We start from the raw sequence: 20,772 nt of genomic DNA, 5'->3' as shown, positions 1-20,772 counted from the left end.
TTTTTTTGTGGCTGGGAAGGCGTTTGCTCGACCGGATCAGGCGTCGGAGGCGCCAAGCAGTTTCTCCATTTTCCGTATGACAGACTGCGTTACGTATGGTTTGCGGATGACCGGAACATCTTCAAAGCCAGCAGGGATCATGGAACGGTCTGCATAGCCGGTGGCAAAAAGAATGGGGACTTTCTTTTTGCGCAACAAGGCCGCGATGTCAGCCGAAGTTTCATCGCCAAGATTGAGGTCAAGCAGTGCGATATCCGGCACACGCTGGGTTATGGCCTGAATACCTTCATATACGGATGCGACGGTCTGAACCTGAGTGACGCCGTTTTCAGCCAGGGCCTGCTCAATATCCATGGCGATCAATAGCTGGTCTTCAACAACCAACACGGAAGCCTGCGCCAGCAGCCCTTTGTTCTGCGTGTTGACTGTCGGAATTTCCGTTATCGTATTCATCGGGCTTTCCTCGTGTGTTACCAGTGCAGCATGGCGTCTTGGTAGATCAAAACGAATAAAGAGCCCGTTGGTTCTAAAGTCTTTTGTCGTCTTTCCACCTAATTCATGCGGAATGGCACGATCAACCAGAACAGACCCAAACCCTTTGCGTGTAGACGCCTTGACGGAAGGGCCACCACTTTCCTGCCAAGTGAGCACCCAGTTCTGGCTGTCTTCATCAAACCACCATTGCACATGCAGTTTGCCTTCCCTCCGAGAAAGGGAGCCGTATTTGGCGGCGTTTGTTGCCAGTTCATGAATGACAAGTGCGGAGACAGACAGCGCACGGCCTGTAAGCCATATATCTGGCCCACTCAATTGTATGGTATCTGCTTCAAGCCGATAGGGTTCCAGCTCAGCTTCCAGTAAGGGGCGTAATAAGCCACCGCCGTCAGCGCGTACAACCTGATCGTGCGCCTGAGCCAGCGCGTTGACACGCGCCTTGAGAATTTGGAAATGCTTCTGAGCACTCCGGCCTTCCGGCACGGGGCGGGCCATGAGCGACTGCACGACAGCCAGAATATTTTTGACCCGGTGGCTGAGCTCTTCATTCAGCATACGCTGCCGCACATCTGCCTCAGCGCGTTCCTTGAGCTGTTGCTGGTGATAAGCGCCCATCACCTCAATTAAGGCGGAACGCAACAGACTTGCGGCTTCAAGGTCATTCGCAGTCCAGGGGTACGCGCGCTCCTGAACCTGCTCTTTCCAGATGGCGAAGCTGGTGCGGGGCGTAAGCCGTGGGCCATGAGGGCCGGACTTGTAGGTTTTGTTGGGGTCGCCGCCCCAGTTCAAGGTCTGAATTATCTCTTTCCGGAACAGAAAGAGATAATCCGCAGGTTGGGGAGAAATGGGGATAACCAGCACGCCAGCTATGTCTGGCAATAGGTCACGTGCCCACTCAAATGTTTCGCACAGATGTGTTGTATGCCAGACCTGATGCGCGGCGAGGGTGCCTGCCGCACGGGCTAGTTCAGCCACAATTTCCGGTTTGTTGGGTGTGAGCCCGTGGGATGTCCAATCCTGATCAATCCAGAGGCCAATCCCATCACACGGCACAAGTGGCTCCAGATCCGCAATACGGCTGCGGAGATAGGATGGCATATTGCTCATGGAGACTGAGTCGCGCAGGAAGTTCTCAATCAGGGTATGGGTACGCTGTGTTACCAACAGGCGGCTGGTGCGAAGCAGCACAACAATTCGTAGGGCTAAGAATTCACCAAACATTTTCACAATGACACGTTCGGCAAGTGTCAGGTTTTTGGGGGAGTAGTTATGGCAGGCAATCATGCCCCATAGCTCCCCATCCACAATCAGGGAAATGGACATGGATGCCCCAACACCCATGTTTGTCAGATACTCGCAGTGAATAGGGGATACGCTGCGTAGTTGGGAGAGCGACATGTCCAGAGGTTCGGCGCCGGGCACTTCTTCTAGGGTGACCGGTGTGTAAGAAGCATCTCCAATAACCCGGATCAGGGCGCGGCGGTATAGGTCGCGCGCCTGTGCAGGGATATCTGCGCTTGGGAAATGCTGGCCTAAAAAACTTTCCAGTACGGGGGAGCGTGCTTCTGCCACTACTTTGCCGGACCAGTCCGGGTCAAACCGATAAACCATGATCCGGTCATAATGCAGCAGACCACGCATGAGCTTGACAACCGTGTCAAACAGGCGGTCCATATCCGCAATGTCCCGAATACGGTCCAGCATCATCCGTAACTGGCTGATAACGCGCTGACTGGTTTCTGGTGAGCCTGCTGGCTCACACTCTATGACAACCTCCCGCCCCGAGACGTGCACAGACACGTCAAAATTACGTTGTGGCGAGAAAAAAACATTAAAAAGGTAAGAAGGTCGCTTAAGGGACAAGCTGTTAGTCAGGGCATTACGAATTTCGTGCAGGGTTTCGCCGGGCAGGTGGTCGGATAACGCACTGCCGGGTTCAATAACGGAGAGCCCGAGCATGTCGGCTGCGTTAGTTGACACACGGCGGACGGTAAAATGCTCAAGATCGCAGCTTATCAGGCAACCATGGGGCTGAATGCTGCCGGGAATATGGATGGGCTCTTTATCGCAGCTCGTCAGGTCAGCTTGGCCAAATTTAACCATGTTTTTGCACTTCCAGTGCTGCATCAGCACGGTGAACAGCCGCCATGGCGTAAGAAAAAAGGCTCAGCGCGGTTTCTGTCGCTAATAATTCGTCAAATTCAGGAGCTTGGTCCAACACGGTAAGGAAGTGTGTCCATTGGTCACTCTCTGCAACCTGCTGTGTGAGGTGGCGCGCGCCAAAGTCTGAAGTCATGCCAAGAGAGGCTGCTTGCCTGACAAGAAGTCTTGCTCCCAGTGATGCACCTTCAGTGACATACAAGGCACCCAGAAGGGAGGAAATATTCGAAAATGTAGGTAACGGCTGGGTAGGAGGGGCAGCAAGGCCAAGGTCAGCCAAGTCTTGCTCCATAGCGGCCACAAGCGTGATTGGCCGCCACGTGCCAAAATGCTCGGGCCAAGTGACCTCATGTATTGCGGACTCAAAGCTTTTGCGAAGCGTGTAAACAGCTAACAGATAACGCTTATAGGCAGCCAGAGTGTTAAGCGGCCCGATAAGGGCATCCAGTTCCTGATGTGTGGCCCAAGTGCCTTGGCGAAGGCAGAAACGCCGGGAAGATGAAGACATTTTCTGAGCCGTTTTTGTGAGTGGTTTTATGCAACAAGACGGAACAGAAAATAGGAAGGAGCACTCACTCTATTCAACCCCAGCACATTGCTACACATCATGCCAGCAGCGGAACACAAAGGCAACAGGAGGATATGCAAATCCAAACGCAGCATTTCCTGTAGGCAAAAGGTTGTTTTGCACTTTGGTTCAGAACTACATTCGAAATATTCAGGAGTGCAATGTTTTAGCGGGCAATGCTTTCGTTTTTATATCAACACGTTTCTGTGAGGGGGTGTCCGACCTAAAAATAAATAATACGTTAAGTTTGGAAAGTGCTTATGCCTTTTGGCGTATTTTATACGCCATGAAGAAAAAACTACATGCTGCAAGCGTTGCAATAAGGTTCATAATTTGCTCGGTTGCCCCAGTGACGGGAGATGCGGATAGCCTGATAACATAGGTGCCCCATAGATTGGAGAGGGCAATGCTTAGTGTAATGAGGCCACAAAGGCCAAGAAGATGCCAGCTTGCACGCTGCGATTTTATGATAAAAGCCCATGCAACACAAAGAGTAAAAACGCAGTAATACAGTATGACGCTGCTTATGTCCGGTGATTGACTGTAATGAGACAACCAGCGGGCAGCTAAAATGATTGCGGAAATGCCCGCAATGCAGCCGCTCGTAACCCCCACGGTCAGAGAGCTTAAAATTTTATGAGATAATTTTGGGGGTGTTTGTGCCGCTTGAGAGCCCTTTTTGCGTCGCGTTTCCAGCCACAAAATATTTCCCGAGTAAAAAATGAAAGCCCCAGAGGCACCGAGTATAAAATAAGCCCATAGCATTGCAGTGCCACCAAAGCTGCCAAAATGCAGTGCAAAAAAGCTTGTGAGCACAGCAGAGCTGGTGGATTGCAGGCCCGGCATATACTCCTTTTGCGTGATCGTGCCTGTGTAGGCGTCCAATGTCACAAAACCACCGGTCAACGAGCGCATGGGATGATGAAGGTCCATACCCTGAACTTGCGTCATAACAGAACCATGCGGGCCAGCGTGAGCAGACAGAGATGTTGGTTGGAAATGGGGTGCCTGTACCTTGAGAGCGTTCAGCAATTCTGGTGGGGTCAATAAACGACCGGTTTTGTTTATGGAGGGCGTGGGAGCTCTGGCTGCGGCAAAGGTTTTGTTGAGGTCATGATGATAAAACAACGCATCCTGTGCGGCATAAAACACATCATGAAAGGCAAAGGTTACAGAGGTGAGGGCAATGATAAGATGAAATGGAAGACTGAAAACACCTAAGACATTGTGAATATCCAGCCACATTTTCTTTTTGTTTGTGCCAACACGGACAGCAAAAAGATTCTTTTTGAGGCCTGGTAAGAAAATAACGATACCAGTTATCAGCGCTAGTCCGTAAAGCAGCGCTACCCATCCCATAATGAATTCCGAAATTGTATGGTTGAAGGGCAGGCCAATAGTTTGATGGATTTTATTAATGATTTCTCCAGTATGGGCTGGATTGATTTTTTGGACCTGAAGCGTGTTTGTGTCATCCAGAAAAGCTGTGAATGCTGAAGCCCCCTCATTCCGTCGGCCATGGCCGCCTGTGTAACCAATGAAGGTGCTTTTGTTGCCGTTTGGGTCCATAAGAGTAATTGTATAATTTTTTAAAAGATCACTTCTTTCATCATGTATTTTTTCTAGGAGAGAAGACATGCTGTCCAGAGGGGCCGGGTGCAGAAAGTCATTTTGTACCCACTGATCTATAGCGGGTGAGAACATGGTTATGGCGCCTGCATAAAAGGCAATGAACAGGAATAATCCGCAGACTATGCCAACCCATGTGTGAATTTCTTTGTAGAGCAGGACAAGGCTTGTGTTGATTTTCATGAGTTTAGACGTAGCCAGCAATGAAGAGGATGAGAGCAATCGTGCTCATGAAAAACCATGCGCGATAAGCGGTGGAAAACAGAAAACAAACTGAAAGACAGGCGAGCCAGAGTGGAGGCATAACCCACATGGCAAGCTGCACCGTGACAAGGGAGCGGGATACAAAAACCTGATTGATTAAAATACCTGAAAAAGCCAAGGCAACGGCAAAGCCCATTAATACGCCAGCCATGCTTTTGCCTACCCACCCTTTAAGGGTGTAGATGTGTGGCTTGGTCATGGGCGCTTACCTCCATAAGTATGGCGCACAGCCAGCAACAAGGGGAGTAAGTTGGCGACAATAATAGTCGTGGCGATACTGCATAAAAACGCAATACCTCCTCCCAGAGGTGCATACAGAAACGCAAGCCCAAGGCTCCACAGTATCAAGGCAATCGGAGCACTAAAGCGGAAGGGGATGGGCGTAGCCAAAAGCTTCTGATTGGGGGAGGTTGTGTAGAGCAGCCCAATGGCAACAGCAGTGCAACCGTACCCCACAAGCAGGGTTACTATGTCACTCATTTTTGCGCACTCATATTCTTTGGTAAAAGTTAATAATGATTATCAATATCATAAATGAGTAGAAAGTAAACCTGATCTTGGCGCGTTCTGATAACAAGTTTCGTGCGGAGCGAGGGGAAATTGCCAGCTTTTGCTCTCTCCTGAGTTCCGGTATAGCACCCCAACCCCCTAGCCGACACATGTGACGCGGAGACCTACGGTGAAACAGCAAAAGCCAGTTCTGCTTGATGCAGAAAGCCAAAGCGAAGGATTTCGCCATGCGCGGGAGGCCCGCCGGAACGTCCTGATAGAAGATTACGTAGAACTGATTGATGATTTGCTGGCAGAAGGCCGAGAGGCACGGCAGGTCGATATTGCAGACCGCCTTGGGGTGTCTCAGCCAACGGTAGCCAAAATGCTGACGCGGTTGGTGGCGGAAGGCTTTGTCACCCGTAAACCGTATCGCGGTATTTTTCTGACAGAAGCAGGTGCAACACTGGCTGAGGCTGTGAGAGCCCGGCACCAGATTGTTGAGGAGTTTCTGCTGGCTTTAGGGGTTGATGTCTGTACCGCCCGGATGGACGCGGAGGGCATGGAGCATTTTGTCAGTGATGAAACGCTGGACGCTTTCCGTCGCGCCATGAAAACGGGTCGGCTTGCTCCCTAAAGGTGATTGCAGGGAAAGACATGACAGTTTTAAAAACATGTCAATTCTGCGTCTTTCATCTTGCCTTTCGTGTCCCAACGCCATAAGAGGAAGCGCCAATGGTCAGGTGACCTGAGGCAAACCACTGCTATCGGGTGACCCCAACCGCACTTTAGTTAAGGGCTCCCGTGGTATGACGTCTTCCCCATATAGCCGTGTAATTGAAGCCTTGGCGTTTGATGACGTTCTGGTTGTTCCTGCCGCCTCCGAGGTTGTGCCAAGCCAGACTTCCGTCCGTACCCGGCTGACACGCTCCATTGAATTGAATATTCCTCTGGTTTCCGCCGCCATGGACACGGTAACGGAAGACCAGATGGCTATCGCCATGGCCCAGCAGGGTGGCTTGGGCGTTATTCATAAAAACCTGACACCAGAAGAGCAGGCTGAACACGTCCGTCGTGTTAAACGCTTTGAGTCTGGTATGGTGGTCAACCCCGTGACTGTTGGTCCGGAGCAGACGCTGGCTGAAGTGCGTGCCATCATGCAGAGCAACGGCATTAGCGGTCTGCCTGTGGTCGAGCCAGCAAGCCAGAAGCTTGTGGGTATTCTGACCAACCGTGACGTGCGCTTTGCGACAGACCCTACCCAGCGCGTTTCTGAACTGATGACCCGCGATAATCTCGTGACCGTGCGTGATGGCGCTGATGCGGATACAGCACGCCAACTCCTGCACAAACACCGGATTGAAAAACTGCTGGTGGTTGATGACGCTGAGCGTTGCGTTGGGATTATTACCGTCAAGGACATGGATAAGGCTGTCGCCTACCCACTGGCCATCAAAGATAATTTGGGACGGTTACGCTGTGCTGCGGCGACGGGTGTGGGAGAAGATGGGTTCAGCCGGGCAAAACTTCTGGTTGAAGCCGGTGTGGACGTCTTGGTTGTTGATACAGCTCACGGTCACTCTTCTGGTGTGTTGCGGGCGGTCGAACGCCTGAAAGCCCTTGATAATTCCATCCAGATTATTGCTGGTAACGTAGCAACCCCGGAAGCGGCTCAAGCACTGATTAACTCAGGCGCTGATTGCGTGAAAATTGGTATTGGCCCAGGGTCAATCTGCACGACACGTATTGTTGCAGGCGTTGGCGTCCCACAGTTCTCAGCCGTGCTCGAAACGGCCATTGCCTGCCATGAGCTCAATACACCTGCCATCGCGGATGGCGGTATCCGGACCTCTGGTGACATCGTTAAGGCCATTGGGGCCGGTGCGGATGTGGTTATGGTTGGCTCTCTGCTGGCAGGAACTGAAGAAGCACCGGGTGAGGTTTTCCTGTATCAGGGCCGGTCTTACAAATCTTATCGTGGCATGGGCAGCCTTGGCGCTATGGCTCGTGGGTCTGCGGACCGGTATTTCCAGCAGGAAGTGCGGGATTCCCTCAAGCTGGTGCCAGAAGGTATTGAAGGCCGTGTGCCCTATAAGGGCAGCATGGCAGCCGTCATTCACCAGTTGGTTGGTGGCTTGAAGGCAGGCATGGGCTATACTGGTTCAGCCGAATTGCCAGACCTACAGGCACGCGCCCGTTTCCGCCGTATTACGGGAGCAGGTCTGCGTGAAAGCCATGTGCATGATGTATCCATCACGCGCGAAGCCCCTAACTACCGTCGGGACTAATATTTAATCATGACACCTTCAGCCCGGCTTTCAGCCTCCATTGACCTTCTTGCCGCTATGGAGGCAACGCCCCGTAAACCAGCGGATGCCGTTGCGAACAGTTTTTTTCGTGAACGGCGCTATATTGGTGGCGGGGACCGCCGGGCAGTCTCAGGCCTTGTCTGGGATATTATGCGGGCTTGGCGCCGGATTGGCTGGCATCTGGCAGAAATTGGGGCACAGCCTACCCCGCGCCTGCTGGTTGCGGCCTCTCTGGTTTTAAAAGGCACAGGGTTGGAGGAGGTAAGCGCTCTTTTTGAAGAAGGGCGTTTTGCAGCAGGGGCTCTCACGCTTAAAGAGCGGGATAGCGTACACGCTCTGGCGCGCAGAACCCTTGATATGGAGGGCATGCCCCGCGTCGTAAAGCTTGAACTGCCAGACTGGCTGATGCCGGAACTGGAGGCGACCTTTGGGGATACGCTTGAGCAGGAACTTGCTGCCCTGTCCGAACCAGCAACGCTGGATTTGCGTGTGAACATGTTGCGCGCAACCCGGCCAGAAGCGCAGAAAGCTCTGGCACGGGAAGGATTGCATGCAGAATTAACACCTCTTTCGCCTTGGGGCTTGCGCTTGAGTGGTCGCTTGCCTGTTACGTCTTCAACTCCGTTTCAGGATGGGCGTGTTGAAATTCAGGACGAAGGGAGCCAGCTTGTAGCCGCTATTCTGGGGGCTGCCCCCCATATGCGCGTTCTGGATTATTGTGCAGGGGCTGGAGGAAAAACTCTGGCTCTGGCCATGATGATGGAAAACAAGGGGCATATCGCAGCGTGTGACGTTGCGGAAAAACGTCTGGATGGCGCGGTACGCAGGTTGCGTCGTGCGGGTGTGCACAACGTGGAGCGGCATTTACTGACTGCCGGAGATAAGTGGGCCAAACGGCGGTCTGGGTCTTTTGACCGGGTGTTGGTGGATGCACCATGTAGTGGTACGGGTACGTGGCGCCGCAACCCGGATGCCCGCTTGCGCACGACACGTCAGGACCTTGATGAACTGCTGGTCAAACAGGCGCAAATTCTGGATAAGGCGGCAACATTGGTTAGGCCGGGTGGTCGGCTGGTTTATGCAACCTGCTCCATTCTGTCCGCAGAAAATACACAGCAGATAGACGCATTTCTTAAAAGGAACAGCGGGTTCCACCTTGTGCCGTCTGATAGTACAGAGCTGCCTGAAAGCCTGAAGCAGACGTCCATGTTTGCGCTAACGCCGCACAAAAATGGTACGGATGGTTTTTTTGCGGCTGTGCTTGAACGGAAAGCTGAGCCCGCAACTGCGTCCTTACCAACGGAAAACTAAAACATACGTCCTGCACTCTGCAGCAGCATTTTTCTATTTTTGAAAACTGTTGCAGAGGTAAGCTCTGTTGTTACAATAAAAATAGACTGACGCTGCAAAATATACAATTTTTTATAAGAAGAACGCATTTTCAGAAAACCAATTTGTGCATATTCGTGTAAACTGTAGCATCTTGTCTCGCACGATATCCGTTGCGGTGGTTCTGGTAGAGAGCCCTCCGCAACACAGCAGCACATTGGATCACCATGACTGAAAGCGTACTTCTCAGCATCTTTTTTGTTCTTGGCGGAAGCATGCTGGCGCAGTGGACTGCGTGGCGGTTCAGGTTGCCTGCCATTGTTTTATTGTTCGCCCTAGGGTTGTTGTACGGCCCGGTGCTGGAAGTCTTGCATCCAACACGCATGATAGGCCCGGCCTTTCACTCTCTTGTCTCGCTTGCTGTGGCGCTGATTGTCTTTGAGGGTGGGCTCGCGCTGGATTTCAGGCAGTTAAAGGAAGCCGGGGAGGGCGTGTTGCGTCTGACCTTGGTAGCTCTGCCTATTAATCTCATTCTTGGTACTGTTGCCGCGCATTATATCGGTGGGATGAGCTGGGGCGCTGCTTTCCTGTTCGGGGCGATTATTGTGGTTACCGGGCCGACTGTGGTTCTACCGTTGTTGCGCAATGCCAAGCTACACCCGCGCGTTGCTGCTTTCCTGCGATGGGAAGCGATTGTGAACGACCCTATAGGGGCTATTCTGGCGACCTTGGTGCTCGAAGTGCTGCTCATGCGCCCAGACGAGGGGTCTGGCACATTTTTCGGGTTTATTCTGCCGCACATGATCGCCAGTGCAGGGCTGATGATTGCATTGGGCATTGGTGCGGCATGGGGTATGCGCTGGCTCTGGGTGCGGGACATGATGCCAGAAGTCCTGAAAATTCCAGTACTGATTACATCGGCGCTCGTTTTGTTTTCACTGGGAACGCTTGCCATGGATGGTGCTGGTCTTATGGCGTCTACTGTTTTTGGTATGGCTCTGGTGAATTTGCGTATTCCCGGCATGGCTGAAATCCAGCGCATGAAGGAAGCGCTGGTAGTGCTGATTGTCTCCATTCTCTTTGTGCTGCTTACGGCTGATTTGCAGCGTGCTGAACTGGCGCATCTTTCATGGTCTATCGGTGCGCTTACGCTTGCTGTGCTGTTTCTCGTGCGGCCATTGGGTATTCTTCTGGCAACAGCCCGCTCCAGCATGCCGTGGGCAGAGAGAATTTTTGTTGGTTGGATTGCACCGCGCGGTATTGTCGCGGCGGCTGTGGCTGGTGTGGCCGGTCTGCGTTTGCAGGATGCGGGGTATCCCGGTGCAGGGCAGGTGATGCCAGCGGTATTTGCTGTTATCGCCTCAACCATGATCCTGCATGGCTTTTCCCTCGCACCTCTGGGTCGTAGGCTTAAGCTCACTTTGTCTGATGAGCCTGCGCTAGCCATTGTCGGGGCAAACGACTGGTCCAGCAAGCTGGCTATTGCCGTACACAAGGCGAATGTGCCGGTTCTTCTGGTTGATAATTCCTCGCTTGATCTGACACGCGCACAGGCTGCCGGTGTGCCCGTGTTGCCTGCGGAAGTCCTTTCTGAAGAAGGCGCAGAAAGTCTGGAAGAACGTCCCGCGGACTATCTGATATGCACCACTCCAGACGCCATTTACAACGGGCTTGTCTGTGCTCATCTCACGCCGCATTTTGGGGGGCAACGTGTGTATCAGGTCAGCCCCGGCATAGCCCGGCTTGACCAGTATCGTGGTCTGAGCCGTGAAGCGAGGGGTAAGGTGCTTGGTGAGCCTTCGTGGAATTTCACCTTGCTTGAAACTCTGGTCAAGGAAGGCTGGCGTTTTATCAACCTGACAGTAACGGACGAAAACAAGGAGGCTATTTTTTACGAAGGAAGCAATCTTCTGCCTTTTCTTGTTTTACAAAAAGGCGTCTCCATTACGGTTCTTTCTGCTGAAGACCAAGCGCGTCCTCAGCTTGAAAATGGACATTGTGTGGTTGCCCTCGTACCCCCTGACTTTTCAGAGAATTCCTTGTTTCAGGATGCATCTCATCACGTTGGGGCATGAATAAGAATATGCGTAGCCTGACTGGCTAGTACAGCCAGAAGGTCAGATTCACTTAGGGCTACGCATCCTTCTGTAGGGGAGCGGTCAGGCCGTTGCTTGTGCATGAAGATGGCGGAGCCACGCCCCGCTTGTACCGGGTCATCATTATAACCAATCACGACAATAATGTCGTACACATCATCATCCCGCCACAGAATTTCGTGCCGAGCTTGGTTGGGTAAGGTCAATTTTTCATTATAATACGGGGATGTAGAGTCATCGCACCATCCGTCTGTCCGGCTTATGGCTTCTGTTGGCAGGCAAGTTTGTGGACGGGCGATTTTATCTGCACGGTAAAACACCCGGCGGAGGGGGAATAGCCCTAAAGGGGTTGCATTGTCTCCCTCTTGTTTACAAGGGGTTACACCATTTTTACCTATAATCGCGGTCATGATTTTGTGTCCGCAATGCAGTTGTGCATTGTGGTTACTGCGCGCGGCAGGGTGAACGTGTATCATCATCGAGATAACAAAGCCTATATCGTATCTTATGAAGAAAAAGCGGATTATGCTTGAGCTATTGGTTTGAAGCGGAATTCGTGAGAGAGTTCTAAAATCAAAAGGTTGAGTCCGCCAAGAGACTTCGAGGCTGACACGAAGGAGAAGAAACACTCATGACAGGTGCACGTCCCATATTGGTTGTCGATGATGATCAGATACTTCGACAAACACTTGTCGAGCAATTGCAGCTTGATGGTGAATTTGCCGTCAAGGAAGCAGCCAGTCTTGCTGAAGCCCGCGAAAAACTGAAAGCACCAGATAGCCGTTTTGATGCCGTTTTGCTGGATGTCACCCTCTCTGATGGAGACGGGCGTGACTTCTGTGCGGAGTTGAGAAAAGACGGTTTCCGCATGCCAATCATCATGCTGACAGGCTCTGACGATGAGGCAGACATTGTGCGCGGGCTGGATGCCGGGGCCAATGATTATGTTGCCAAGCCTTTCCGTATTGCCGAGCTGCTGGCGCGACTACGGGCGCAGCTTCGCCTGTTTGAAAACAGTGAGGACGCAGTCTTCTCTATTGGGCCATATACGTTCCGCCCTTCAGCCAAGCTGTTGCAGGAGCCGGTTAAAAACAAGCGTATTCGTCTGACAGAAAAAGAGACGGCTATTCTGAAGTTTCTTTACCGCGCAGGCACACGCCCAGTGCCACGGCAGGTGCTTCTGAATGAAGTGTGGGGCTATAACGCTGCGGTGACAACGCATACGCTTGAAACCCATATTTATCGCCTGCGCCAGAAAATTGAGCCGGATCCGACCAACGCCAGCCTTCTGATAACGGAAGGTGGTGGTTACAGGCTTAACCCGGAAGCAAAAACGGGTAGTGCGGTCTAAGTTACCAAGAGCAGAGGATAACCCCTCTGCTCTTTCTTTATGAGAATAAAAATTACTGCATTTTAATATTATTTTTCGCTACATCAAAGGTCCCGGTTACGGCCCTCTCTCTTCCTGCAGTTCCTCCTCTACCCAAGAGGTTTTTACGGAACGCTCGTCTTCTGCCAAGCCGTGATGATATTCTTCCATTACTGCCAAAGCATGCTGTTATTGCGGAAGTAGGCCTAATGAAAGGAGCATTTTCCAGAAAAATACTGGATGTATGCAAGCCTTCCACTTTTTACGCTATTGACGAATATAGGGTGCATACGCTGCCAGAAGTTTGGGGGTGCCCCATAACGGAATTTTTTGAAGGCAAAACACATCGGGGCTTTTTTGAAAGTAAGTTTGGCGCAGACATAGCGACTGGCGTTGTGAAAGTGCTTGAGGGTGATAGTGGCGCTATGCTGAACGCTCTTCCCGATAAAAGCGTGGACGTTATTTATCTGGATGCCGACCATAATTATCTGGGCGTTGTACGTGACCTTGAAGTTATACGGCGCAAGATCAAGCCGGTGACTGGGCTGATTATCCTGAATGATTATTGGGAATCATGAGAGATGATAACGGCCCTTATGGTGTTATTCAGGCCGGTCATGAATTCATGCTGCGTGATCGGTGGGAGATGGTCGCTTTTTGTTTGGAAGAAAAAATGTATTGCGATGTTGTTATTCGCAAACTGTCCGATAGCCGTGTTCGGCGTATTATTCAAAGCTTGGCGTATAATCTTGGGTACGAAAAGCTGGGGCGGTTCTAGGCCACGCCCAGCATTTACGGGTAGTTTTAGGCGCGCCTGACAATATAGGAATGGCCAAGTGCTTTGGTAATTAGTGCTGCGTGTTCAGGATCTCGTGCCTCAATCATCACCTCAAGTTCGGCAGCTTGGACGGACGGAGCCGCAAATAGCCTTTGATGTGAGACCTCAATAATGTTCCCGCCAGCTTCACCAATTGTCTTGGAAATATCGGCCAGTACGCCAGGGCGGTCAGGAATTTCCATTACCAGACGCAAAATACGGCCATCGCGCAACATGGCGCGGAGGAGCGTGTTGGCAAGAATGCGGCTGTCGATATTCCCACCAGAAATAGGGAGAGCGACATTTTTCCCGCGGAACAGGTCCGGGTAAGTCAGAATGGCAGCCAAACCGACAGCGCCAGCACCCTCACTAACCTGCTTTGCGCCCTCAGCCAGCAGCGTAATGGCATTTTCTACAGCACATTCAGGCACAACCAGTACTTTGGAAACCAAATTGCGGATAACTTGGTCAGGAGCCTTGCCTATCTGGAGAACGGCAATGCCTTCTGCAATGGTTGAGCCACCATTAGGGCGTGTGGCTGCGCCGGGAAAGGCTGACAGTGAATTGTAATTTTCAACCTGTACGCCAATCAGTTCGACATCGGGACGGATGGCCTTGCTGGCAACAGAACAGCCACTGAGCAGGCCGCCACCACCAATGGGCGCTACCAGCATATCCAATGGTCCCGCATCTTCCAGCAGTTCTAGGGCGCATGTTCCCTGACCAGCCATAACTGCGGGGTCATCATAAGGATGAATAAAGGTTCGGCCTTCACGCGCCTGAAGATCCTGAGCGAACATGAGAGCTTCTGCAAAGCTTTCACCTTCCAAAATAACGCGCGCACCCCAGTTGCGGGTACGGACCACCTTACCGGCCGGTGTGAACTTTGGCATGACAATAACTGCGTCAATACCAAGTAGGCTGGCATGGCGTGCAACGCCCTGTGCGTGGTTACCGGCAGAGACGGCAATAACACCGCGCTGCCTTTCCTCTGGCGTGAGCAAGGCCAGCTTGTTAGCAGCCCCACGCTCCTTGAAAGAGCCAACGGCCTGAAGGTTTTCAAGCTTTAGGGTGATGTTGGCTCCCGTAGCTTTGGAGAGGGCGTGAGAGGAAATCGTGGGCGTGCGGAGTACCTTGCCCTTGATCCGTTCCGCGGCCGCCGTGATGTCCTCAAACGAGATCATATCAGATGAATTTCACAGAAAGAATTTCGTAAGTTCGGTCACCGCCGGGAGCAGGAACGGAGATGGTGTCGCCTTCATGTTTGCCAATCAGGGTTTTGGCCAGAGGGGAGGACACGGAGAGGAGCTTCTGTTTAATGTCAGCTTCGTAAACGCCAACAATCTGATAGGTCGCTTCTTTGTCGGTATCTTCATCAACCACCGTAACGGTGGCACCGAACTTGACCTGATCACCGGAAAGGGTGGTGGGATCAATGACCTCGGCTGTCGAAACAATTTCTTCCAGCTCGAGAATACGCCCTTCTACAAACGACTGCCGTTCACGCGCAGCGTGATATTCTGCGTTTTCTGAAAGGTCACCGTGGCTACGGGCTTCCGCAATGGCGCGGATGATAGCCGGACGTTCTTCGGACTTGAGTTTGCGCAGTTCGTCTTCAAGCCGCTGCAAGCCCTTGCCCGTCATCGGAGTTTTCTGCAAGGCGTATCCCCAGAGTAAAGCTGCCGGCAACATGCCGGCAGAGAAGTTACACAGATAAGCGGACACCTACCGCACAGCGAAAACGCAGGCAGTTTTCAGTCCGCAACAGAATGGGCGAGGGGGTTAGCCCCGCCCGGTCTGCTTAGAATGTTCCACTAAAGTATGACTGAAGTGGCGCAACATCAAGCGGTCCTTCCCGCATGGCCGCAATTGCATGAATTGCAGCCCGTGCGCCTGCAACCGTTGTGTAGTGTGGAATGCCCAAAACAAGCGCTGAACGGCGGATGTCAAAGCTGTCTGCTACGGACTGTGCGCCGCGTGCCGTGTTAATAACCATCTGCACTTCACCTGAGCGGATGGCATCCACACAGTGTGGGCGGCCTTCCAGCACCTTGTTGACGACGGTTACGTCAATCCCTGCTTCGCGCAGTTGTTTGGCAGTGCCGCGCGTTGCCAGAATTTTCAGACCCATGCGGGCAAGCTGACGCCCCAGAGCCGGCAGATGCACCTTGTCATTATCCCGTACGGACAGGAACACCGTTCCTTCTGTTGGCAGGCGGACACCAGCACCAAGCTGGGATTTGGCAAAAGCCCGCTCAAAAGAGGTGTCAAGCCCCATGACCTCACCGGTGGAGCGCATTTCCGGACCAAGGATAGTGTCCACTTCCGCAAAGCGGTTGAAGGGGAACACGGCTTCCTTAACCGCGACATGCGGGGTCACTGCGCGGTCATCAAGGTTAAAGCTGGTCAGTTTGTCGCCAGCCATAACGCGGGCACCAATCTTGGCAACCGGCACCCCAGTGGCTTTAGCCACAAACGGTACAGTGCGGGAGGCGCGTGGATTGACCTCCAGCACGAAGATATCCTGATCCTTTATGGCGTACTGAACATTCATCAGACCGACAATGCCCAGCTCACGGGCCATGGCTTCGGTTTGTGCCTTTAGCTCTGTTACGATCGCAGGGGAGAGAGTGTAAGGCGGCAGGGCGCAGGCGCTGTCACCAGAGTGAATACCTGCTTCTTCAATGTGCTCCATCACCCCGGCAACATACACTTCCGTGCCGTCAGAAATGCAGTCAACATCGGCTTCAATAGCATCGTTCAGGTAATGGTCAATCAGCACGGGGCCGTTGGCAATATCCGCTCCGGCCAGTTGCAGGGCAACGCGCATATAGCGCTGAAGGGCCTGACGATCATAGACAATTTCCATGGCGCGACCACCCAGAACGTAGGATGGGCGTACTACCACGGGGTAGCCAATGCGTTCGGCAATTTCTTCCGCTTCCTGCGGGTTACGGGCAATGCCGTTTGCTGGCTGCCGCAGCCCTAGCTTGTGGAGCATGGCCTGAAAGCGCTCCCGGTCTTCAGCGCGATCAATGGCGTCTGCCGGTGTGCCCAGCAGTGGAATACCGGCTTTTTCCAGCGCATGAGACAGTTTGAGCGGGGTTTGCCCACCATACTGAACAATGCAGCCTTTAATCTTGCCTTTCTGCTGCTCACACCGGATCAGTGCAATGACGTCTTCCGCTGTCAGTGGTTCGAAATACAGGCGGTCCGATGTGTCATAGTCCGTTGAAACAGTTTCTGGGTTACAGTTGACCATAATGGTCTCGAACCCGGCTTCACGCAGGGCATAGGCTGCGTGCACACAGCAATAATCGAACTCAATACCTTGACCGATACGGTTAGGGCCGCCGCCAAGAATAACGATTTTTTCACGGTCGGTCGGGTCTGATTCGCAGACCGGCGGCGCAAACATGCCTTCATAAGAGGAATACATATACGGCGTGCTGGATGCGAACTCACCAGCACAGGTATCAATGCGCTTGTAAACCGGAGTGACGCCTGCGTCCGTGCGCAGTTTGGCAACTTCTTCAGCCTGTAGGCCGGACAGCCGAGCCAGTTGCACATCAGAGAAGCCGAGGGCCTTCAGGCGGCGCAGGCTCTGTGCATCGCGCGGCAGGCCGTGGTTTTCAACCTGACGTTCTGCCTGAATCAGTTTTTCAAGCTCGCGCAGGAACCACGGTTCAAAGCGGCAGGCTTCATGAATGTCTTCAACAGACAAACCAGCGCGCAAGGCCTGTGCTGCCATGAGGATGCGCTCTGGCCGTGGCTGGGAGAGGGCCGCGCGGAAGGCATCTTCTCCGCCGTCACCAGGAATTTCCACAGGGTCCAGACCATGCAGGCCGGTCTCCATCGAGCGCAGGCCTTTCTGCAAGGCTTCAGGGAAAGAGCGACCAATGGCCATAGCCTCCCCAACAGACTTCATGGAAGTGGAAAGCAGAGCTGGCGCACCGGGGAACTTTTCAAAGGTAAAGCGCGGGATTTTGACGACCACATAATCAATCGTTGGCTCAAAGGAGGCCGGTGTTGTTGTGGTAATGTCGTTTTTCAGCTCATCCAGCGTGTAGCCAACAGCCAGTTTGGCGGCAATTTTGGCAATGGGGAAACCGGTTGCCTTGGAGGCAAGAGCGGAGGAGCGGGAAACACGGGGGTTCATTTCAATAACCACCATGCGGCCGTCTGCCGGGTTTACGCCAAACTGCACGTTGGACCCGCCGGTTTCCACCCCGATGGCGCGCAGGCAGGCCAGAGAGGCATCCCGCATACGCTGGTATTCTTTATCCGTCAGCGTCAGGGCAGGGGCAACGGTAATGGAGTCACCCGTGTGGATGCCCATGGGATCAATATTTTCAATGGAACAGACGATGATGCAGTTGTCCGCTTTGTCGCGCACAACTTCCATTTCGTACTCTTTCCAGCCCAGAACGGATTCTTCAATCAGCACTTCTGTCGTGGGGGACGCATCAAGACCAGACGCGACAATCTGCTCAAACTCTTCACGGTTGTAAGCAATACCGCCGCCAGAACCGCCCATGGTAAAAGAGGGGCGGATAATGGTGGGGAAGCCAATTTCCTTCAGCGCTTCATTGGCTTCTGCCATGGTGTGCGCAATCAGGCTGCGTGGGCTTTCAATGCCGATAGCATCCATGGCTTCACGGAATTTCTGGCGGTCTTCAGCGCGGTCAATTACTTCCGCATTGGCGCCAATAAGTTCCACACCGTGTTTTTTCAGAAAACCTGAAGCATCCAGCGCCATGGCGGTGTTCAGGGCCGTCTGGCCACCCATTGTTGGCAGGACTGCGTCGGGCTTTTCCTTCAGGATAATGCGCTCAACACATTCCGGCGTAATAGGCTCCACATAAGTGGCATCGGCCAGACCGGGGTCAGTCATGATGGTGGCGGGGTTGGAGTTAACCAGAATAACCCGGTACCCTTCCTCGCGCAGGGCCTTACAGGCTTGCGCGCCGGAATAATCGAACTCACACGCCTGTCCGATCACAATGGGACCAGCGCCAATAATGAGGATGGAGCGAATATCTGTCCGTTTGGGCATGGTACGTTCAGTCCTGACAGGCAGCCCACACGGGGCTGGATAAGCAAAAATGAGGGCGAATGCAGGCTTCCACCATGCGGTGAGGCATGGCAGGCCGGGGCTGGTTAGTTTTTGCTGGCATGAGCATCAATCAGCGCCACAAACTGCTCGAACAGGTAAAAACTGTCAGAGGGGCCGGGGCTGGCTTCCGGGTGATACTGGACGGAAAAAGCCGTGTAGCGGTCAGATGCCAGACCTTCGTTGGAACCATCGAACAGGCTGACATGCGTGACATGCGCATCAGATGGCAGGCTGTCTGCATCAACCGCAAAACCATGGTTCTGGCTGGTGATCTCAACGCGGCCTGTAAGAAGATTTTTGACTGGCTGGTTGGCGCCACGGTGGCCGCGTGTCAGCTTGTATGTTGTGCCGCCCAGAGCTTGCGCCAGAAGCTGGTGGCCAAGACAAATGCCAAACAGCGGAATACCTGCATCCAGCACGCCTTTAATGGCAGGGACAGCATAGGTTGCTGTTGCAGCAGGGTCACCCGGACCGTTGGACAGGAAAACCCCTTCAGGCTTCAGGTCCAGAATTTCCTGTGCGGTAGTAGTGGCGGGCACCACTGTAACATCGCACCCGGCGGCGACAAGGCAGCGCAGGATGTTGCGTTTTGCGCCGTAGTCCACAGCCACAACCTTGCGGCGTTTGCCTTCAACCGTGCGGGTGCCGTTAGGCCATTCCCAAACGCTGTCGGACCATGTGTAGGGCGCTGCACATGTGACTTCTTTTGCAAGATCCATACCTTCAAGGCCAGGCCATGCCTGAGCGGCAGCCAGTATGCTGGGGAAGTCAAACCGGCCATCTTCAGGGTAATAAAGAGCCGCAGTCTGCGCGCCTTTGTCACGAATTTTCAGGGTGAGGGAGCGCGTGTCCACCCCGGCAATACCCGGCACATTACGCTCTTTCAGCCAATTTTGTAGGCTGTCGGTTGCGCGCCAGTTGGCCTGCTCCGTCACATCTTCCTTCACAACCAGCCCGCGTGCACATACTTTAGTGGCCTCATTATCGGCATCGTTCGTGCCAACATTGCCGATATGCGGGAAGGTGAAAGTAATAATCTGACCGGCGAAGGACGGGTCTGTCAGGGTTTCCTGATAACCTGTCATGCCAGTGGAAAAGCAAATCTCGGCCAAGGCGGGCTGCTTGGTAAAAGCACCAAAGCCTTTGCCCCAAAGAACGGTTCCATCTGCAAGAACAAGGGCGGCTGTTGCGCCATCCGGGCGGGCGTGGGGCATGGATGATCCTGTTGTGCTGCTGCCCTGTGTTGGGGCTGGAGAGGCTGTGTTGGCTGCTTGTGCGGGCTGTAGTTCTGCCAAAGACAGGCCAGTTGCCTGTGCAATGACTGGCCAATGACGGGAGGGAATGGCCTGTGCCTGCCGCCATTTGCGGATAGCTTCTGTTCCAACGCCCGTCAGGCGGGCTGTTGCATCCGGTCCGCCAAGGCGGGCGATTATGGTGTCGATTGACATAGGCATAGGGTATGTTGTTCCTCCCGTAGTCTGTCCTTTACCAGTTTGTGATGTCCGTGGGAAGAAATTTCCCACCGCACGCTGAGTGATGGGGTGGGTTATGGGAAATTTTTTCCCACCGCTAAAAACATGCTCTGCAGACAATATGCGGAGCCTAATTTTAAAAACGGAAGTAGGAGTGATCATGTCTTTACGCGAACGCCTGATGACGGACCTTAAGGCGGCAATGAAGGCCGGAGAAAGCGGGCGTGTAGGCGCCATCCGCATGATCACGGCAAAAATGAAAGATGTGGAAATTGCTGCCCGTGCAAAGGGTGGCGAAGGTCTGGATGAAAATGAGGCTATTTCCGCCCTGCGCGGAATGGTGAAGTCTCGTACCGAGTCCGCCACAATGTATCGTGATGCGGGGCGGCCAGAGCTGGCGGAAAAAGAGGAAAGCGAAATTGAGATTATTCGCAGCTACCTGCCGCCGGAAATGGACGAAGCCGCTCTGGATGCAGCCGTGAAAGACGCGATTGCTGAAGCCGGAGCAACCAGCATGAAGGAAATGGGCAAGGTTATGGCTGTGTTAAAAGCCAAATTCGGTGCCGCGCTGGACATGGGGCGTGCCAACGGGCTTGTGAAAGCGCAGCTAAGCTAAGCAACGTGATCGGGGTGGATGTGCGTAAACAGGATAGACGGCT

General features: G+C 53.2%; 18 protein-coding genes. 8 read left to right on the top strand and 10 right to left on the bottom strand.

All coding sequences use genetic code 11. From position 1 onward, the window contains the following. Positions 1-36: 36 nt before the first annotated feature. The 5 genes from ACTIDN_RS08955 to ACTIDN_RS08935 all read right to left on the bottom strand — a co-directional run bounded on the left by ACTIDN_RS08955 (position 37) and on the right by ACTIDN_RS08935 (position 5,596). Complete coding sequence (locus tag ACTIDN_RS08955; protein ID WP_441376771.1) at positions 37-2,598, bottom strand: HWE histidine kinase domain-containing protein; 2,562 nt, start codon at positions 2,596-2,598, stop codon at positions 37-39. After that, the gene (locus ACTIDN_RS08950) at positions 2,591-3,163 is read right to left on the bottom strand and encodes a biliverdin-producing heme oxygenase (RefSeq protein WP_441376770.1); all 573 of its coding nucleotides are present in this window, start codon (positions 3,161-3,163) and stop codon (positions 2,591-2,593) included. The genes ACTIDN_RS08955 and ACTIDN_RS08950 overlap by 8 nt, the downstream gene beginning before the upstream one ends. Before the next feature lie 318 nt (positions 3,164-3,481). Then, positions 3,482-5,035 carry a PepSY-associated TM helix domain-containing protein gene (locus ACTIDN_RS08945; RefSeq protein ID WP_441376769.1) on the bottom strand — a complete coding sequence of 518 codons (1,554 nt, stop codon included), beginning with the start codon at positions 5,033-5,035 and terminating at the stop codon, positions 3,482-3,484. A gap of 4 nt (positions 5,036-5,039) precedes the next feature. Beyond that, entirely contained in the window at positions 5,040-5,315 is a 276-nt protein-coding gene (locus tag ACTIDN_RS08940) for a hypothetical protein (protein WP_441376768.1), read from the bottom strand. Further along, the gene (locus ACTIDN_RS08935) at positions 5,312-5,596 is read right to left on the bottom strand and encodes a hypothetical protein (RefSeq protein ID WP_441376767.1); all 285 of its coding nucleotides are present in this window, start codon (positions 5,594-5,596) and stop codon (positions 5,312-5,314) included. Before ACTIDN_RS08935 ends, ACTIDN_RS08940 begins: the two co-directional genes overlap by 4 nt. Before the next feature lie 199 nt (positions 5,597-5,795). Between ACTIDN_RS08935 and mntR the strand changes: the two genes are divergently transcribed. From mntR to ACTIDN_RS08915, 4 genes are all read left to right on the top strand, one after another. Beyond that, the gene (gene mntR / locus ACTIDN_RS08930; protein WP_441376766.1) at positions 5,796-6,242 is read left to right on the top strand and encodes a manganese-binding transcriptional regulator MntR; all 447 of its coding nucleotides are present in this window, start codon (positions 5,796-5,798) and stop codon (positions 6,240-6,242) included. A 172-nt stretch (positions 6,243-6,414) separates the two neighbouring features. Further along, a complete protein-coding gene (gene guaB, locus ACTIDN_RS08925; RefSeq protein ID WP_441376765.1) occupies positions 6,415-7,893 on the top strand; it encodes an IMP dehydrogenase in 1,479 nt (492 codons plus the stop codon). A gap of 9 nt (positions 7,894-7,902) precedes the next feature. Beyond that, positions 7,903-9,225: an RsmB/NOP family class I SAM-dependent RNA methyltransferase gene (locus tag ACTIDN_RS08920; RefSeq protein ID WP_441376764.1), complete on the top strand. Its 1,323-nt coding sequence runs from the start codon at positions 7,903-7,905 to the stop codon at positions 9,223-9,225. Between the two features lie 245 nt (positions 9,226-9,470). After that, positions 9,471-11,318, top strand: coding sequence for a cation:proton antiporter (locus tag ACTIDN_RS08915; protein ID WP_441376763.1), 1,848 nt, complete (start codon positions 9,471-9,473; stop codon positions 11,316-11,318). On the opposite strand, the gene ACTIDN_RS08910 is transcribed toward ACTIDN_RS08915, so the two are convergent. Beyond that, the gene (locus ACTIDN_RS08910; RefSeq protein ID WP_441376762.1) at positions 11,303-11,818 is read right to left on the bottom strand and encodes a L,D-transpeptidase family protein; all 516 of its coding nucleotides are present in this window, start codon (positions 11,816-11,818) and stop codon (positions 11,303-11,305) included. The two genes, ACTIDN_RS08915 and ACTIDN_RS08910, sit on opposite strands and share 16 nt — an antisense overlap. Positions 11,819-11,970: 152 nt before the next feature. Between ACTIDN_RS08910 and ACTIDN_RS08905 the strand changes: the two genes are divergently transcribed. From ACTIDN_RS08905 to ACTIDN_RS08895, 3 genes are all read left to right on the top strand, one after another. Continuing rightward, entirely contained in the window at positions 11,971-12,690 is a 720-nt protein-coding gene (locus ACTIDN_RS08905; protein WP_048837146.1) for a response regulator transcription factor, read from the top strand. Between the two features lie 227 nt (positions 12,691-12,917). Beyond that, complete coding sequence (locus ACTIDN_RS08900; protein WP_441376761.1) at positions 12,918-13,286, top strand: class I SAM-dependent methyltransferase; 369 nt, start codon at positions 12,918-12,920, stop codon at positions 13,284-13,286. Beyond that, positions 13,283-13,486 (top strand): hypothetical protein, encoded by a 204-nt coding sequence (locus ACTIDN_RS08895; protein WP_441376760.1) that lies wholly within the window; start codon positions 13,283-13,285, stop codon positions 13,484-13,486. The genes ACTIDN_RS08900 and ACTIDN_RS08895 overlap by 4 nt, the downstream gene beginning before the upstream one ends. Before the next feature lie 26 nt (positions 13,487-13,512). Here the strand turns inward: ACTIDN_RS08895 and ACTIDN_RS08890 are convergent, their stop codons facing one another. From ACTIDN_RS08890 to carA, 4 genes are all read right to left on the bottom strand, one after another. After that, the gene (locus ACTIDN_RS08890) at positions 13,513-14,709 is read right to left on the bottom strand and encodes a threonine ammonia-lyase (RefSeq protein ID WP_441376759.1); all 1,197 of its coding nucleotides are present in this window, start codon (positions 14,707-14,709) and stop codon (positions 13,513-13,515) included. A 1-nt stretch (position 14,710) separates the two neighbouring features. After that, positions 14,711-15,184 (bottom strand): transcription elongation factor GreA, encoded by a 474-nt coding sequence (gene greA, locus ACTIDN_RS08885; protein WP_415508454.1) that lies wholly within the window; start codon positions 15,182-15,184, stop codon positions 14,711-14,713. A gap of 142 nt (positions 15,185-15,326) precedes the next feature. Further along, complete coding sequence (gene carB, locus ACTIDN_RS08880; RefSeq protein ID WP_441376758.1) at positions 15,327-18,581, bottom strand: carbamoyl-phosphate synthase large subunit; 3,255 nt, start codon at positions 18,579-18,581, stop codon at positions 15,327-15,329. A 104-nt stretch (positions 18,582-18,685) separates the two neighbouring features. Then, positions 18,686-20,095 carry a glutamine-hydrolyzing carbamoyl-phosphate synthase small subunit gene (gene carA / locus ACTIDN_RS08875; protein WP_441376757.1) on the bottom strand — a complete coding sequence of 470 codons (1,410 nt, stop codon included), beginning with the start codon at positions 20,093-20,095 and terminating at the stop codon, positions 18,686-18,688. 178 nt (positions 20,096-20,273) lie between these two features. On the opposite strand from carA, the gene ACTIDN_RS08870 reads away from it, so the two are divergent. Then, positions 20,274-20,729 carry a GatB/YqeY domain-containing protein gene (locus tag ACTIDN_RS08870; protein WP_415508451.1) on the top strand — a complete coding sequence of 152 codons (456 nt, stop codon included), beginning with the start codon at positions 20,274-20,276 and terminating at the stop codon, positions 20,727-20,729. Positions 20,730-20,772: the final 43 nt, after the last annotated feature.

It is taken from the genome of Acetobacter sp. (assembly GCF_052102375.1).
Taxonomy (GTDB): Bacteria; Pseudomonadota; Alphaproteobacteria; order Acetobacterales; family Acetobacteraceae; genus Acetobacter.
This window is presented reverse-complemented; position numbering and strand designations above follow the sequence as displayed.

Excerpts from the sequence above, each read along its gene's own strand:
- ACTIDN_RS08955 (WP_441376771.1), bottom strand. The coding sequence starts at position 2,598 with ATGGTTAAATTTGGCCAAGCTGACCTGACGAGCTGCGATAAAGAGCCC.
- ACTIDN_RS08950 (WP_441376770.1), bottom strand. The coding sequence starts at position 3,163 with ATGTCTTCATCTTCCCGGCGTTTCTGCCTTCGCCAAGGCACTTGGGCC.
- ACTIDN_RS08945 (WP_441376769.1), bottom strand. The coding sequence starts at position 5,035 with ATGAAAATCAACACAAGCCTTGTCCTGCTCTACAAAGAAATTCACACA.
- ACTIDN_RS08940 (WP_441376768.1), bottom strand. The coding sequence starts at position 5,315 with ATGACCAAGCCACACATCTACACCCTTAAAGGGTGGGTAGGCAAAAGC.
- ACTIDN_RS08935 (WP_441376767.1), bottom strand. The coding sequence starts at position 5,596 with ATGAGTGACATAGTAACCCTGCTTGTGGGGTACGGTTGCACTGCTGTT.
- guaB (WP_441376765.1), top strand. The coding sequence starts at position 6,415 with ATGACGTCTTCCCCATATAGCCGTGTAATTGAAGCCTTGGCGTTTGAT.
- ACTIDN_RS08920 (WP_441376764.1), top strand. The coding sequence starts at position 7,903 with ATGACACCTTCAGCCCGGCTTTCAGCCTCCATTGACCTTCTTGCCGCT.
- ACTIDN_RS08915 (WP_441376763.1), top strand. The coding sequence starts at position 9,471 with ATGACTGAAAGCGTACTTCTCAGCATCTTTTTTGTTCTTGGCGGAAGC.
- ACTIDN_RS08910 (WP_441376762.1), bottom strand. The coding sequence starts at position 11,818 with ATGATGATACACGTTCACCCTGCCGCGCGCAGTAACCACAATGCACAA.
- ACTIDN_RS08905 (WP_048837146.1), top strand. The coding sequence starts at position 11,971 with ATGACAGGTGCACGTCCCATATTGGTTGTCGATGATGATCAGATACTT.
- ACTIDN_RS08900 (WP_441376761.1), top strand. The coding sequence starts at position 12,918 with ATGAAAGGAGCATTTTCCAGAAAAATACTGGATGTATGCAAGCCTTCC.
- ACTIDN_RS08895 (WP_441376760.1), top strand. The coding sequence starts at position 13,283 with ATGAGAGATGATAACGGCCCTTATGGTGTTATTCAGGCCGGTCATGAA.
- ACTIDN_RS08890 (WP_441376759.1), bottom strand. The coding sequence starts at position 14,709 with ATGATCTCGTTTGAGGACATCACGGCGGCCGCGGAACGGATCAAGGGC.
- carB (WP_441376758.1), bottom strand. The coding sequence starts at position 18,581 with ATGCCCAAACGGACAGATATTCGCTCCATCCTCATTATTGGCGCTGGT.
- carA (WP_441376757.1), bottom strand. The coding sequence starts at position 20,095 with ATGCCTATGTCAATCGACACCATAATCGCCCGCCTTGGCGGACCGGAT.
- ACTIDN_RS08870 (WP_415508451.1), top strand. The coding sequence starts at position 20,274 with ATGTCTTTACGCGAACGCCTGATGACGGACCTTAAGGCGGCAATGAAG.